Annotated in this window: 11 protein-coding genes; 10 read left to right on the top strand and 1 reads right to left on the bottom strand. The window is 55.0% G+C overall.

From position 1 onward, the window contains the following. Positions 1 to 158: 158 nt before the first annotated feature. The 3 genes from QMX91_RS02040 (at position 159) to QMX91_RS02050 (ending at position 2,122) form a co-directional block, all read left to right on the top strand. On the top strand, positions 159 to 437 hold the full coding sequence (locus tag QMX91_RS02040; RefSeq protein WP_134786460.1) for a hypothetical protein: 279 nt from the start codon (positions 159 to 161) through the stop codon (positions 435 to 437). 42 nt (positions 438 to 479) lie between these two features. After that, positions 480 to 752 (top strand): hypothetical protein, encoded by a 273-nt coding sequence (locus QMX91_RS02045; RefSeq protein ID WP_098964101.1) that lies wholly within the window; start codon positions 480 to 482, stop codon positions 750 to 752. 191 nt (positions 753 to 943) lie between these two features. Then, complete coding sequence (locus tag QMX91_RS02050) at positions 944 to 2,122, top strand: sugar transporter (RefSeq protein ID WP_282412177.1); 1,179 nt, start codon at positions 944 to 946, stop codon at positions 2,120 to 2,122. Positions 2,123 to 2,842: 720 nt separating this feature from the next. On the opposite strand, the gene QMX91_RS02055 is transcribed toward QMX91_RS02050, so the two are convergent. Next, positions 2,843 to 3,664 (bottom strand): WYL domain-containing protein, encoded by an 822-nt coding sequence (locus QMX91_RS02055; protein WP_102592389.1) that lies wholly within the window; start codon positions 3,662 to 3,664, stop codon positions 2,843 to 2,845. Between the two features lie 190 nt (positions 3,665 to 3,854). Between QMX91_RS02055 and QMX91_RS02060 the strand changes: the two genes are divergently transcribed. From QMX91_RS02060 to QMX91_RS02090, 7 genes are all read left to right on the top strand, one after another. After that, positions 3,855 to 5,321, top strand: coding sequence for a hypothetical protein (locus QMX91_RS02060; RefSeq protein WP_221729851.1), 1,467 nt, complete (start codon positions 3,855 to 3,857; stop codon positions 5,319 to 5,321). A gap of 9 nt (positions 5,322 to 5,330) precedes the next feature. Beyond that, positions 5,331 to 6,041: a DUF6063 family protein gene (locus tag QMX91_RS02065; protein WP_102592363.1), complete on the top strand. Its 711-nt coding sequence runs from the start codon at positions 5,331 to 5,333 to the stop codon at positions 6,039 to 6,041. Between the two features lie 7 nt (positions 6,042 to 6,048). Next, entirely contained in the window at positions 6,049 to 8,835 is a 2,787-nt protein-coding gene (locus QMX91_RS02070) for a hypothetical protein (protein WP_282412178.1), read from the top strand. A gap of 84 nt (positions 8,836 to 8,919) precedes the next feature. Next, positions 8,920 to 10,419: an IS21 family transposase gene (istA, locus tag QMX91_RS02075; RefSeq protein WP_282412181.1), complete on the top strand. Its 1,500-nt coding sequence runs from the start codon at positions 8,920 to 8,922 to the stop codon at positions 10,417 to 10,419. Further along, positions 10,412 to 11,215 carry an IS21-like element ISPsy20 family helper ATPase IstB gene (istB, locus tag QMX91_RS02080; RefSeq protein ID WP_282412179.1) on the top strand — a complete coding sequence of 268 codons (804 nt, stop codon included), beginning with the start codon at positions 10,412 to 10,414 and terminating at the stop codon, positions 11,213 to 11,215. Before istA ends, istB begins: the two co-directional genes overlap by 8 nt. Next, a complete protein-coding gene (locus QMX91_RS02085) occupies positions 11,181 to 12,962 on the top strand; it encodes a hypothetical protein (protein ID WP_282412180.1) in 1,782 nt (593 codons plus the stop codon). The genes istB and QMX91_RS02085 overlap by 35 nt, the downstream gene beginning before the upstream one ends. Continuing rightward, entirely contained in the window at positions 12,962 to 14,008 is a 1,047-nt protein-coding gene (locus tag QMX91_RS02090; protein ID WP_137206526.1) for a Wadjet anti-phage system protein JetD domain-containing protein, read from the top strand. The genes QMX91_RS02085 and QMX91_RS02090 overlap by 1 nt, the downstream gene beginning before the upstream one ends. The last annotated feature ends 74 nt before the right edge of the window (positions 14,009 to 14,082 follow it).

Here is a 14,082-nt window from a genome sequence, read left to right on the forward strand (position 1 = left end):
TGCTCAATCATTGCTCTGCGGTGACAGTGAGCGGCTTCAACCTGCACAACACACTGCACCGGGTGTCATCCGAACTTTCGCATGACAGCAATGAGGCTTGATTCAAAGAGAAGGGTGGGCGTGATGAGCAATCAAATATCCAGCGTCCGATACTGGCCATGAAACTCAATATGATCATCGCTGTGAGCGCAATTGCATTGGTCGGCAACTATGTCTGGCAGTCCCATGACCTGAAACTCGGTCCCTACGAGTACCAGGTCTCGGCAAAGACACTGCAGTCCCGACACACGCACTCCGAGGCCCGTCGGATGGCCCTTGATGGCGCCGAGAAAAAATGTGCATCGCTCGGCAAGCAGATCGACGTGTTTGACGTGCAATCGCGCCTGCCGCTCGATCCTGCGAATGAAGTAACCAATGTGACATTCGTCTGCAAGTAAGCAGCCCTTAATCAATCGGCGGTACACACTATGAAATTATTGATGATTGCGTTGTTTGCGACGCTGTTGAGCGCCTGTGTGACATCTGTGCAGGACTGGTCCAGGCCCGGCGCCAGTGCTGCTGATATCCAGCACGATAAAGCTGAATGCCAGTATCAGGCCAAGGCCGCGACCGCCAGCTACCATTCAACCCCGGCAGCGAACGATAAAACCCACGGCATGGGCAGCGCCGTGGGTGACGGGATTGTCATAGCGGAGAAACAGATCGACCTGACCAATGACTGCATGCGCGTCAAAGGTTACTCGGGCCAGTGAACAAGGCAGATTGATTGATCAAGACCTCGTATGCTCTACCGCATTGGACCCGATCAGTGTGGCTTGACCCTCTGATGGTGCGTCCCCTGAACGTCGACACATTCGGCAATCGGTATCAAGACACCGACAGATGGGCACAGATCGCTTGCGTACAATTACGCGCGATCATCAAAGAGTAATACGACGTTTAAATGAGTGATTCTACGGCGACAAACAACGGCAACTGGTACGCAGTCATTGCCTTGGCACTGGCTGCGTTCGTGTTCAACACCACCGAGTTCGTCCCGGTCGGTCTGTTGAGTTCGATCGGCAGCAGCTTCGACATGTCGACTGCGCAGGTCGGCCTCATGTTGACCATCTATGCGTGGGTGGTGTCTTTGACGTCGCTGCCGATCATGCTGCTGACGCGCAACGTCGAGCGGCGGAAATTGCTGATTGTGCTGTTCGGGATGTTTATCGCCAGTCACATTCTGTCGAGTCTGGCGACCAGCTTCGGTGTACTGCTGGTGAGCCGGATCGGTGTGGCGTTGTCGCATGCGTTGTTCTGGTCGATCACCGCGTCTCTGGCCGTGCGCCTGGCGCCACCGGGCAAGCAGGTTCAAGCCTTGGGCTTACTTGCAACCGGTACTTCGCTGGCTATGGTGCTGGGTATTCCCCTCGGTCGCTTGTTGGGCGAGGCCATGGGCTGGCGTACCACGTTCATTGTGATTGCCGGCTTTGCCGCAGCGCTGGTGTTCTGCCTGGCGAAGGTACTGCCGCTGCTGCCCAGCCAGAACTCAGGCTCGCTCAAGAGCCTGCCGATATTGCTGAAGCGACCTGCGCTGGTGGCCGTCTATGTTCTGACGGCTCTGGTGGTGACGGCACAGTTCACCGCTTACAGCTACATCGAACCGTTCGTACTGACCGTGGCCAACATGAGCGGCGACGTGGTGACGCTGCTGCTGTTGCTATTCGGCGGTGCCGGTATCTTCGGCTCGCTGCTGTTCAGCTACCTGCACAGCTATAACCCCCAGCGCTTTCTGATCATCTGCGTATCGGTGCTCGCCTTGTGCCTGGCTTTGCTGTTGCCGTTGAGCGGCAACGTCTCCTACCTCGGCGTGCTGAATGTGTTCTGGGGTATGGCGATCATGGGCTTCGGGCTGGCGTTGCAGTCGAAAGTCCTGGTACTGGCACCGGACGCCACCGACGTGGCGATGGCGCTGTTTTCAGGCATCTACAACATCGGTATCGGCGGCGGGGCACTGCTGGGCAGTTGGGTCGGCAGCCAGTTTGGTTTTGCTTACATCGGGGTGGTGGGCGGAATGCTGGCGGCTTCGGCGCTGGCGTTTTACTGTTTGTCGATTTATCGACTCGCCCGGTCCGGGGCCTGAGCTCGCGGACTTCCGTTCGCCGCCGGGCGCATTTCATTTCGAGGTTGCCTGCTCAATGCGCAGGCAACTCGAGACTGTCCGGGTCGCCAAAAAACATTTTGACTTGGCTCTAGCTCGGTAGTTTCAGTTTGAAAAGATCTTAATATGCCCCCAATTTTGCCCCCACTCAGACGCCGTACATGAGCGATCACGAATGGCGATTCCTAACGAAATCCAGTATGGCTCTGGGTGGCTTTGAGTGTACGCCCAAACTGGGGTTGGCTGGGGGGGGGAGGGAAGTGACACGTTCAGAGGTTCTCCCTCGGTGAACTGGAAACCAAAGCAGGTTATGCGCAGCCCAATTCTTGTTCGGCCCTGCTAATGCAAAGTGACCGGTTCGGTTTCGACACGTGTCGGGTAGCGAGGCGCAGCACGCGGGCGGTCGAATGCGAGCGCCCGCGTGCCCAGGTACCGCTTATGCCGACGCCGGCCTTGGCTCTGCGATTACATCAGGGGCGTCTAGTGCCTTAGTGTCGATGCGGTGGAATAGGAGCTTGCCTTTGTTTTGATCGAACATATCAACGGTAGCTAACGGAATAGCCGTGATTAGAACACGGGTAGCTGAATGATCATCGTCAATGGCTTTTACCTGCAGAGCGATAAGGTTATTAGTTTGAAGTCAAATGGACCGATTGAGCACCCAAACGAGAAGACCGTCGCCAGAGCCACCTACCATCCAATTCAAAATTCGCGCGCGTCAGGTGCGACATAACCAGGAGCAAGGATCGCGTTCTTGACACCGTACAGTGCCAAGGGATCGGACAACCACAACCTATATTCTGGCCCCCTTAGACTGTGATCTGGTGAACAGTCCACGCTCCACTTACGTAGGGTGTAGCCCGCCGTAGCCGCCCGAAGTTTCAGCGACAGCATTCCATCAACCATTGCGTAATCCATGAGCGTGACTTCCGGTCGCGGTTGATCAGGGTGAGGGATAAGTGTCAGCTCAACGATCCTTGTCCACTGAATGTCTTGATCGCTCGTCTCGTGAACAGCAACGGCATCATCGGGAAGAGGGCTTGCCTTGCGGATCCGGGTGATGACGAAATCTCGGAACTCGCCCGACTTCCTGTCAAACCCACGGACGTGCCAGCGAAGTCCATTGTCGACCAGAGAAAAAGGCACGATGACGCGCTGGCTGGATCCGTTCAGCGACTCGTAATCAATCTGCAGGGGGCATTTCTGGTGAATCGCCTGGGTGACGTGGCCTAGGATATCGAGCTTCGGCCACGTCAGCTGATCGGGAAAATCGACCGTAATCCCAGGCGTGGTGTTTCTGGGTTCCCCGTCACCGAGCCCCTTGGTGATCCAGATCAGCGCGTGTTCCGCGGTGGGGTCAAATAGGCTCTTGAAGGATTCACTGGCTTTGTAGAGGCGCGAACTCGCGTCATACACCAGGTTGTGTTTACTGAGCGTTTTGTACAGCGCGATGTCACGACTGGCCGCCGCTTCCTGAATGTCAAAGCGCTCGATCAAGTGCTGACGCTTGAGTTCACCCAGCATGCGCAATCTGAGATCTATGAAGGCGAGACGGTCTCGTTGTGGCTGACTGAGGTTCTCAAGCATGGTCGAACTTTTTGTAGTGAAGGGGATTGCCATACTACACCATCATCAATAGACTTCCTGCAAGCTTATCAAATTGATGACCATTTAAGAGTGGCGTTGACCTCTCTACTGAGCAGATGAAAGCCCCATGCCAAACGAACAGTTGCCCGATGCATCCGATTCGCTGGGCGAGCCCAAGAACGAGTTGATCGACTTATCGCCTCAGTTGCGAAATCAGCGGTTGCTGGAACCAATGAACCAGCTCCATGCGACTCGTAACTTCCATCAAGACGAGGCTGGAGAGCCGCTATTTGATGGGCTGGACACCCACTACCTGTGCATGGCCACCCTCAATTTCATGATGGAGGGATCCGCAGTTGGCGCGGGGTACAGCATGGCGGATGTGCACTCCTATGTGAGTTCACTGATCAGTCGGATCCGGCCAGAAAAAACCAGCTCAGCGTGTGCAAAGGCAGCCGATGTCGTGATTGGCTGCCTGAGTAATAAAGCCGAGAACTATAAAGAATTCGAATTCACCTACTTTCATGCCCCCACTCTGCAAACCCTCGTGTACCGCTTTCGCCTGGTCACTCTTGAGCCGGATCTTGATGACGTCTATCGGTATCGCCCCTCACCGGAGGGTTATTTGCTTCTGATCGGCATGCTGAATGTGGACGTTGAAGATCAGCAGATTCTCATGGAAAAGATGCTGCAGATCCTGATCGAGAGGGGGCGTTTTGAGCAGGCAGCGGAGTTCGCCAAACGCGCCATGGTGCTTTCCATTGAGCATCGGCAACACATTCATGGGCAAATTACTCAGGCGATTCGCGCACCGGGAACGGTGAGATGGACTACGGACATCAAGCCTCGATTAGACGACTCCCGCCAGCATGTCAAAGCTCGCCAGGAGGAAGAGGGGCGATTGCTCATGGCGATTCGCAACAAGATTGGTGAAGTAGAAAACATCAAGAGCAAGCTAGAGCTTTCAAGCCTGCATGACTTGTTGTCGAAGGCAGGCAACGTAAGAGCCCGGCTGCAGCTGGAGGTCAGCAGCGCCGAAGGGCGTTTCATCGAAGCTCAGACAGCCGCGTTTCGTGCCCGCAAATCTTCGGGCATTCCTGATCTTGAGACACATCTTCTCCCGCAAGCAATGATCCGCCCAGGCGCGCAGTTGGCTGTGGCGGCCGAGGAGCTAATTGTCAGTTTGTTCCCGGCAGTGTTTCCCAAAACACCTGATTTATCGAACCTGCTTAGCATCCTGCTGGAGCGACGTCAGTTAACCAAGGACGCAGATGACGACGAGGATGACGACGAGATCGAGCCGTTCCAGGTCTGGCCGGATCCTTTTCCAGATCAATTGGTTGTCAAAATTTCTCAATGGCTATCCGCAAAATTTGAAGAAAACCGTTCTTGGCGGATTGATGAACTGATAGATGCGGGAGCGAACGAAGGCTTCAGTGCGATTGAGCAGCAGTGCATTGCGTTCTGCCTTTACCGCAGCTTCCCCGACAGCGAATCAGAATTTGAAAACCACCATGCGGTGCTCGATGGTGAATACGAAACCTGGGTGGTCCGAGGCGACAACCTCAGATTCGACGTCAAGACAAAGGTTTAGGAGGTTCATTTGGATAACCAGAACAGCGCCGCAGCACGTCTGATTTATCGGGCACTTAATCTAAGTGCGACCCCGGCCAATGACGTGGAGTATCGCGAGCTATTGGCTCGGTACCGTGCTAGCCCAGAACTGCAGCAGGTCCTTGCGCAAATTGCTGAAGGGATGGAACTGATGGTGCTCGATGTCAGCGAGCGTGGCTTGATCATCGCCCCGGCACGCAAGGAAAGTCGCTTCTCGATTCGACTTGGTGATCTACGCAAAAACTTGTCTGAAGACCAGCGTGTCGCGCTGGCGCTGAGCTTCCTGGCCATCTGCGCGGTGTTTTATCCAACGACCGCTTTGATTGAAGATGACAGCCGGTTTCCAATGCCGGCGACGTTGGCCATGTTCAGGGACACCTTGACTGGCTTGTCCGGGCGCATGAATGCACTCGAAGATTCCGATGATTATTCCCGAGAGGAGCTGCGACCAGGCTGGAGCTACATTCACAGCCTGCCTACTTCGATCCCCCAAGCCGATCGCGCGTCGCCAAACTCGATTGAAGGGTTGGTGCGCATGGCACTGAACTACCTGATTGAGTACGGGCTGGTGAATAACGTGGGGCCCCAGGATGAGGGCGAAGCGGTTGAATACACCGCCACCCATCGACTGCGCATTCAGCTGCGTGAACGGACGCTACCGCGACTATTTGACTATGTGCGTTCCGGCGCAACGGCCTGAGGATTTTATGCAAAAAATTACCCGAATGCATGTTTGTCGCTACGGTACTGCCACTGCCTGGTACGACCAGACCTTGCTCGACTTCACTGCGCCGGATACGCACGAGGCGGTCAACGCAATTGTCAACCTTGAGAACACCGGTGGCAAAACCTCGTTGCTGTCGTATGTGTTCAGCATCTTCGAGCCGCGCCGGGATCTGTTCATTCAGCACATGCAGAACCCCAACCACCAGTTCAATGACTATTTCGCTAAAGACGGAAAGCCATCTTTCATCATCATCGAATGGTCGATGCCTTCAAGGCTGCCTGGGGGCAAGGACTACAAGTTGGTCATTGCCCAAGCCGTTGCGACGCGAGATGTCATTGAACGCGGTAACGACGTTGATCGGGTGTTTTTCGCGTTTGAATCCCAGCACGGCATAGCCTTTGAAGATATTCCGGCCCCTGGCGTCAGCATGCTTGGAGTCAACACGATGGGAGAGCTCAATCAATGGCTCACCCAGATGAACAGGAAGTCCCCTGAAGACTTTTACTCGACCCGCAGTCAGCACGATTGGATCACGCACCTTGCTACTACGCGGCTACTGGATCTCGATCTTCTGGTCATGCAGCGACAATTCAACGGGCAGGAAGGCGGCCTGGAAAGCGGCTTCCTGACCTTCAAGGATGAAGAGGATCTTGTTCGTAAGCTCATGGCACTGACGATGGACCCTGAGCGCGCTCAAACGGTACGCAATACCGTGGTGAATGTGGCTGACAAATATCAGAATAAGCCTCGTCTTGAAGCGCGGCTTATTCAGTTGGCCAGAATCCTGGGAGCCATGAAGCCACTGGGTGAATCGTCTAAAGCTTTTGAGCGTGCACTTGAAGCGCGAACCGGATTGTTGCGCCACGCGTCGGGCCTGGCTGCGGCCATGGAGCTGGCTCGTTTAAGTGAGGAAAAACAGGTCACTTATTTTAGCGACGTGATCGATAGCCTCAACCCACGTATGTTGGAAAAGCAGGAGCTTCTGGTCAATCAGCGAGCATCCACGCTTTCCATGCATGCTTTACAGCACACGCGCAGTGTGGATCGCACTGCAGTGGCATGCAAAGAGGCCGAGGCAAGTAGGGATGCAGCTCAATTGCGTTTGAGGCATCTCAACGGCGCCATTTCGTACAAGAAAATCATCAGCGCCCATGAACGCGTTCTCATTGAAGAACAATCACTAGCAGAAGAAGTTGAGGGCTTGCGCCCGATCAAGGAAAAGCTCGAAACGCAGGGAGCGCTGCTTCGTGGCGCTATCGATATTCTGCTCAAGCAGAACGACGACAAACACATAGCGCAGAAAAATATTGAGCTGGAGGCTGCTGAGGCAGTGGCTCAAGCCAAGGCCCAAATTAAAACGTTGAGCTTATCCATTAGGGCGCTCCAGCTGGAGGAAGCGAAAGTCGGGACCGACATCAATAATGCCGAGATTCAACGCACAGGCTTGCTGGACGATGGAGTACTTGACGCGTTCGATCATGACGCAGCTGCTGCGATCGAAAGAATTACAGCGGCCATTGCCCAAGCGCAAACCCGCCTTGAGGCTTTGCGTGCTGAACGAGCGGGTCATGAACAATACATCGGCCGTCTTCGTGAACAAGCAGAGCAGCATAAGTTACAGGCCCAAGCGCAAGCGCACATCCAACAAAACCTGAACAGAGAAGTCGGCGATGCCAGAACCCTTCAAGAAGACCTTCAACAAAATCGGTTGCTGTGTTCGGTGGTCGAAGCCGAGCGATGTGATCCTGACTCCCTGACTCTGCTGGGCACCGTTAACGAATTTATCCAATCCATGGATCGTGAAGTGTTGGAGCGGGATATTCGCCTGGCCAACCTCCAGCGCGCCAGGCAGTCCATTGAAGAATCCGAACTTGCGGGCCAGAGTGATGACGTCGATCAAGTTGTCCGGCTACTTCGATCCGCTGGCATTCATTCTGCGCGAGCAACTAACTCCTACATTGCAAACCTGGTCCCCGATGCTGATGAGGCCCGTCGACTGGTCGCCTCCGACCCAGCCCGGTTTCTCGGCGTCTGTGTGGCCTCTGAAGAGTGGGGGAAATCACGAAAAATTGTTGCGGGGGCTGACTTACCCCTGAGCACTCCGGTGACAATCGCCCTCGCCACCCTTGATGTGGCCGTTGCTGCATTCGATCGAGTCGTGATACCGGCAGAAGACAACTCTGCCTATAACCTAGAGGCCGCGGCCGCAGCGCTGATCGATTTTGAACGACGAATCGCTGAAATCTTAGAGACGCGCGACGCGCACATTCAACGCCGCAGCGATGCTCGTGATGCTTCCAACAAACTCATGGATTATCAGGAACGCTTCGGCGCTGTGCGAATCGCTGAGCTTGAGCGAAACATTCAAACTCACTACGAGGAAGAACAGGCATTCGCGACCCTGCGGGCAGCGTGTCTGGAAGAAGTCAGTGAAGTGTCGGAGCGTGCAAAGGGGCTTGAGGGAGAGATTGAATCGATTCCAAATGAAATCGCCAATCAGGCGAGCATGATCCAGCGTCTGGAGCGTTACTCGCATCAGTATGAGCAGCCGCTTGCGCAGTGGAAGCAGCAGCTGGCAACGGTACAAGCCTCTCTGGAAGAGGCAGAATCAGAAAGTGACCGCTTTGGGAGAGCGATCGAACAGAAGGAAGGAATTATCACCCACTCGAAGCAATTGCAGTTCGACCTTGCAGTCGATGCAAGGCAACTCTTGAGTCGTAAGGATGTTACCGTGATTGTTGCCGCTGACCGAAAACTGACCCAGTAGAGGCTGTTCTGCCGACTGAAAACTGACCCAGGTGTTCAACTGCTTCTGCTCACTTTTCGAGCAGGAGAACACAGGGTGATCAGCATGGAAATGTTGGGAAAAATCCGGCGGATGTACTTCCGCGACAAGCTCTCGCTGCATCAGATAGCCAAGCGTACCGGGCTGTCGAGAAACACCATCCGAAAGTGGGTCAGAGCGCCCGAAGCCACTCAGCCGGCGTACCAACGTTGCGCAATCTTCAATAAACTCAGCCCGTTCCACGACACGCTAGAACAGGCGCTGAAAGCCGATTCGTTCCGGGCAAAGCACAACCGTAGAAGCGCCAAAGCACTTTTCGAACAGATTAAGGCCGAGGGCTATGACGGTGGCTACAGCCAGCTCACGGCGTTTGTGCGCACTTGGCGAGGCGAGCAAGGCAAGTCTTTACGCGCTTTTGTGCCACTGACGTTTGCGCTCGGTGAGGCCTTTCAATTTGACTGGAGCGAAGAAGGTCTGCTGATCGGCGGGCTGTTTCGCCGCATCCAGGTCTCTCACATGAAGCTCTGCGCCAGTCGCGCGTTCTGGTTGGTTGCCTATCCCAGCCAAGGCCACGAGATGTTGTTCGACGCCCATACCCGCTCGTTTGGAGCGCTTGGCGGAGTGCCGCGTCGCGGCATTTACGACAACATGAAAACGGCTGTCGACAAGGTCAACAAAGGCAAAGGCCGCACGGTCAATGCCCGGTTTGCTGTCATGTGTGCCCACTATCTGTTCGACCCGGACTTCTGCAACGTCGCCTCGGGTTGGGAAAAAGGCATCGTCGAAAAGAACGTCCAAGACAGCCGACGGCGCATCTGGATCGACGCTCAAGACTGCATGTTTCACACCTTCGAAGAGCTGAATATCTGGCTCGGTCAACGCTGCCGGTCGCTCTGGAGCGAGCTGGTGCATCCGCAGTACAGCGGGCTGACGGTGGCCGAGGTCTTAGAGCTGGAGCGGGTTGAAATGATGCCGATGCCGACAGCATTTGATGGCTACGTCGAACGTACCGTGCGGGTCTCCAGCACCTGCCTGATCAGCGTGGCGCGAAATCGCTACTCAGTGCCATGTGAGCGAGTCGGCCAGTGGGTCAGCAGCCGTCTGTATCCTTCGCGAATCGTGGTCATCGCCGATGAAACGGTGATCGCCAGCCACGAGCGCCTCTTTGATAGAGATCAGGTAAGTTTTGACTGGCAGCATTACATCCCGCTTATCGAACGCAAGCCTGGTGCACTGCGTAATGGTGCGCCATTTGCCGATCTACCGAAGCCGTTACTGCTTCTCAAACGGGGACTGAGGCGTCACACCAACGGTGATCGAATCATGATGCAGGTACTGGCTGCTGTGCCTATCGCCGGTCTCGAACCGGTGCTGGTGGCGGTGGCGCTGGTACTTGAGTCGGGAAATCTGAGCGCCGATCACATCCTCAATGTCCTTGCCCGCCTGACCTCCACGGCACCACCTCCCTGCGTAGAAACCAGCCTGCAACTCAAGGTGGCGCCTGTTGCCAATACGGCGCGCTACGACCGGCTCCGCACGACCGATGAGGAGAACCGCAATGCGTGACTTAATGACAGAACTCAAAGAACTGCGCCTGCACGGCATGGCCAGTGCTTGGGACGAACTGGTCTCTCAAGGAACCGCCTCGACGGCTTCATCGAAATGGCTGCTGGAGCATCTGCTTCAACAGGAACAGGCGGATCGCGCGGTGCGCTCGGTGAACCACCAGATGAACATGGCCAAACTCCCCATGCACCGTGATTTAGCTGGCTTTGACTTCAGCGCTTCCAGCGCTGATGCCCGGTTGGTCAGCGATCTATCCAGCTTGGCGTTCACTGAGACCGCGCAGAATGTCGTGTTCATTGGCGGCCCTGGAACCGGGAAAACACACTTGGCCAGCGCCTTGGCGGTGTCCGGAATTACGGCCCACAACAAACGCGTGCGCTTCTTTTCCACGGTGGATCTGGTGAATCTGCTGGAGCGTGAAAAGTACGATGGCAAGGCAGGCCGAATCGCCCAGGGACTGCTTCGCACAGACCTGGTGATACTTGATGAGCTGGGGTATTTGCCCTTCAGCCAGAGTGGCGGCGCCCTGTTATTTCACCTGCTGTCGAAACTGTACGAGCACACCAGCGTGGTTATCACCACCAACCTCAGCTTCTCAGAATGGTCGAGCGTATTTGGTGACGCCAAGATGACTACAGCGTTGCTGGATCGGCTGACGCACCACTGCCACATCGTCGAAACGGGCAACGAGTCTTACCGCCTTCAACACAGCACCTTGGCCGCCCGGACAAAGATCAAATCACGAGAACGAAAGCGCAAGGATGAAGATGATATCGAGGACGATCAGCCGTTTTGATCCGCGTCATAAACGCCCTGCTGCATGCCTACATGCGGTGGGGCTGGATGCGTCGTCAACCAGAACACTGCTGCTAAGCTTATCCACAATTGCTGGGGCAAAAATCAGCAATCCGTCCTGGGTCAATTTTCAATCGGCAGGGTGGGTCAGTTTTCAATCAGCGCCAACAACCGTGATCTTCGATCCCGGTTTCGATTGCAACGCAATCCTCAAACATGATTTCAATCTGCAGGCACTGATCGAAACCTATGACACCGAAAAGCTTTTTTTTGATACCGCGGAATCCGACCGATTGGGTGCTCGCCGAATAGCCCTTCAACAACGGCGTGAAACGGAAGCGACACTGCGTAGCGAATACAGGGCTGATTATTCCGATCTGCGCGAAGAGGCCGTGATCGACCTGCTCGACCTCGATCTGGCACATGAACGCTCGACCCAGGCAGCGCAGGTCAGTTTGTACGAGCAGGCATTTTTATCGTCATCGAACGCGCACGCGGTGGCCAGCAATGACAAGCGTGCTTTCTTTGCCAAGGTCAATCCCCCTCAACCCTCCGATGACGTCTTGTCACTCAGCGATGATGAACTGGCGCAACACATCGTGGTGGTCCAGGAAAATACGGAGCAGCTTGAGACCAGTCTGGTCTGTGATCAAGAAGCAGCCGAGAAAGCATTGCAGGGGCGTGCTCAAAGCAAGAAGAATGTCGATGTGCTGAACAAACATAAGAAAATGCTCAGTTCTGCGGTTCCTCATGAGGCTGCCGCTCCCGAGTTTATTGAGCTTGAAGGTGACGGTGATGCACAACTGAACGAGGTGCTCGACCGCCACAAGCAGCTCAGTGGCGGCTTGGACGAAGCCCGGAAATTGGCTCAGGCGCACTTCGTAGGGTTTACTGATGTGGTGAAATCAAAGGCCGTGCAGGAAGTCGATCCGGCCCTCGCGCACGAGCTGTCGAGCAACTCATTTGAAACCACCTGCAGTGATTTTGAGCGACTGATGATGCTGATCGTTGAGCGTACGGATGCCTCTCAGTCTGAGCTCGACGGCATGCTGCCCGACTTTGAGAATTGCGTGGGCGAAGTGCATCAGTTGGTAGAAGAGGGCATGAGTGTCCTGAAGAAAGCTTGCGAGGTCATGGTGCCAAAAGGCGCCCCCTATGTCGGTGGCAAAGTCATCATGAAGATGCGTCATCCGATTACAGGTGTTTCGACGGAAACCGGAAAGGCTTCTATTCGGCATTACTTGAACGCGTTGATAGAGACTAAGGTCATTCCTGAACACGGCGCGGACCTGGTCGCAGCCGGCATGATTAACCTTTCCCCACAACGCGCGTTCGGTTTGCAATTATTGCAAATGGAGCAGAATGCTGATCACCAGTACCAGGATGCCGGGAGGCTGAAAAAGTCTGGTGGCCAAGGGGTGGTCATCGCCATGTTCATGTACCTGATGATGAGCCAATTGCGGCGTACCCATCAGGCCGTCACTAAGCGTGGAGGCGGGTGTCCCCTTATTCTTGATAATCCGTTTGCCAAGGTACAGACCCGGGCGTTGATTGATGTACAGATCATGCTGGCCGAGGCCATTGGTGTGCAGTTGATTTTCTTCACAGCCATGAAGGATGTGAACATCCTTGCCGGCTTTCAGCGGGTGATCCGTCTGCGCAAGGAGGGCGTGAAAAGTGGGCGATCTCATATTCAGATGGCGACTGCAACCTTCAATACTGTGGTGCAAAGAGCAGGTACAAATTGATGAACATTGCTTTTTTTGAAGCGTTGCGCGGCAGCCGTAAAAAGCGCATAGAGCTGCTGAAGTTAAGGAGCCTCTGGATAGAACACCATCCAGAGCTCCAACAGCATCCCAATCGGGATAGGTTACTCATGGAAGCCCTTAGGGCTGGAGATGAGCAAGGCATCCTGAGACTTCCTTCTCCCCGCAGTTTCGAGCGGATTGGCAATCCGGCCATGCCCATGTTTATCACCGTCATCGTTGAAACGATCTCGGTGTTGAAACCAGACTGGACAACCGTTTCCTGGATGCCGGAATTGGGGTTTTGGATGCAATTGACGGAAAGCGAAAAGGTGACTGCCAAGGTCGTCAACGAATGGCTCATCCGCCGCAAGGGGCGCTTTATGACGGTGCCGTTGCGCGAGCGATCGCTTGAGATGTTCGGGGATGAGAAATACCTCGATGCCAGGGTGCGATCCAATGCACTTTTTGGCGGCAGGCTTGCTCTGTCGGCGATTGGTGCCAGAAAGGTGGACCTTCCCTTGCCTTACCGACAGCAGCCTGGCAAACCAGGGCGGCCGGTGCTGGTCGTGGAGAACCATCACACGTTCTTCAGCCTTGGCGAATGGAACGACACCGCACATCGCTACGCGGCCGTCGTATATGGCGCGGGTAGCGCCATTACGTCGACGGGTACAGCGCTGGATGAAGTCATCAGGGAGGTTGACGGTGACGGAGCGGAATACTTCGGAGATCTGGACCCCGAGGGTGTTTCAATACCGCTGCGATACAACTCTAAGCATAAGACCCAGCTGTACCCGGCGATCTGGCTCTACCGAAAGCTGCTGACTATCGGTCGCCACAGGCCACTGCCCATCCTTTACGCAGGTGACAACCAAGCGGTTACTTCGTGGATACCTGAACTCGCTCAGGAAGTCCACGATGTGTGGAAGGAGGGCGACTGTCTGCCACAAGAGGGCATAGGGCTTGAGCAACTCTTATCCCAGCCTTATGAACTAGGCTTAAACAAAGCCTCTATCGATAATTTATCTGCAGCCGCTCAGTCGTAGGCTAGCGACAAAATGATCGTTGTGCCGGCTGCGGACAATAAGCATTGGATATCGAAGGCTTCGCGCAGTCATCA

Origin of the sequence: Pseudomonas sp. PS01299 (assembly GCF_029960145.1) — a bacterium.
Classification (GTDB): Bacteria; Pseudomonadota; Gammaproteobacteria; order Pseudomonadales; family Pseudomonadaceae; genus Aquipseudomonas; species Aquipseudomonas putida_A.

What these genes read in the sequence shown, in the direction of transcription:
- QMX91_RS02040 (WP_134786460.1), top strand. Translation starts at nt 159, where the DNA reads ATGAAACTCAATATGATCATCGCTGTGAGCGCAATTGCATTGGTCGGC.
- QMX91_RS02045 (WP_098964101.1), top strand. Translation starts at nt 480, where the DNA reads ATGATTGCGTTGTTTGCGACGCTGTTGAGCGCCTGTGTGACATCTGTG.
- QMX91_RS02050 (WP_282412177.1), top strand. Translation starts at nt 944, where the DNA reads ATGAGTGATTCTACGGCGACAAACAACGGCAACTGGTACGCAGTCATT.
- QMX91_RS02055 (WP_102592389.1), bottom strand. Translation starts at nt 3,664, where the DNA reads ATGCTGGGTGAACTCAAGCGTCAGCACTTGATCGAGCGCTTTGACATT.
- QMX91_RS02060 (WP_221729851.1), top strand. Translation starts at nt 3,855, where the DNA reads ATGCCAAACGAACAGTTGCCCGATGCATCCGATTCGCTGGGCGAGCCC.
- QMX91_RS02070 (WP_282412178.1), top strand. Translation starts at nt 6,049, where the DNA reads ATGCAAAAAATTACCCGAATGCATGTTTGTCGCTACGGTACTGCCACT.
- istA (WP_282412181.1), top strand. Translation starts at nt 8,920, where the DNA reads ATGGAAATGTTGGGAAAAATCCGGCGGATGTACTTCCGCGACAAGCTC.
- istB (WP_282412179.1), top strand. Translation starts at nt 10,412, where the DNA reads ATGCGTGACTTAATGACAGAACTCAAAGAACTGCGCCTGCACGGCATG.
- QMX91_RS02085 (WP_282412180.1), top strand. Translation starts at nt 11,181, where the DNA reads ATGAAGATGATATCGAGGACGATCAGCCGTTTTGATCCGCGTCATAAA.
- QMX91_RS02090 (WP_137206526.1), top strand. Translation starts at nt 12,962, where the DNA reads ATGAACATTGCTTTTTTTGAAGCGTTGCGCGGCAGCCGTAAAAAGCGC.